Source organism: Bradyrhizobium sp. PRIMUS42 (assembly GCF_023006515.1).
Lineage (GTDB): Bacteria > Pseudomonadota > Alphaproteobacteria > Rhizobiales > Xanthobacteraceae > Bradyrhizobium.
On record NZ_JALBGZ010001469.1, the window covers coordinates 1 to 607 of the forward strand.

The 607-nt window shown below is 67.1% G+C and carries 1 protein-coding gene; it reads right to left on the reverse strand.

What is annotated here, in order from left to right; translation table 11 throughout:
• Positions 1-607 (reverse strand): MFS transporter (locus MOV75_RS41120; RefSeq protein WP_247008584.1); only part of this gene is annotated, 607 nt, incomplete at both ends.

Genomic DNA, 607 nt, shown 5'->3' on the forward strand with positions numbered 1-607 from the left:
CCCTGCGTCAGTCCCATGTGCAGCCCCCACAGCGCGACGCCGAGTGCGAGGCCGCCAAGGCTCGGCAGCAGCGCCAGCGCCAGATCGGCACCAGCGAGGAAGACGAGGCCGAGCGCGAGCAGGCCAGTCCTGTTGATCCGGTCCGAGAGCACGCCGGCCGGGTAGGCCGACAAGGCGTAGACGACGTTCATCAGCACCAGCACGGCCGGCACCCACATCGCGTTGAGCCCGATGTTTTGTGCGCGCAGGATCAGAAAGGCCTCGCTGAAGCGCGCCAGCGTGAAGACGACGCCGACGGCCACAACGCGCCAATAGATTGCTCCGAGCTGCCGCATTGCGGCGAGATTGAGCAGATTCTTTGCAGGCTCGCGGCTCGGCTCCGGCTCCGGCTCGCTCACCGCGAACGCGATCAAGCCAAAGGACAAGAAGGCCGGCAGCACCGCCACCCAGAATACGATCGTAAAATTGTCCGCCGTCCACCACATCAGGGCGATCGCCATGAGCGGCCCGATGAAGGCGCCGATGGTGTCGAGCGATTGCCGCAGGCCAAAGCTCGCCCCGCGCAGGCCGACCGGGGCGATATCGGCGATCAGCGCATCGCGCGGCG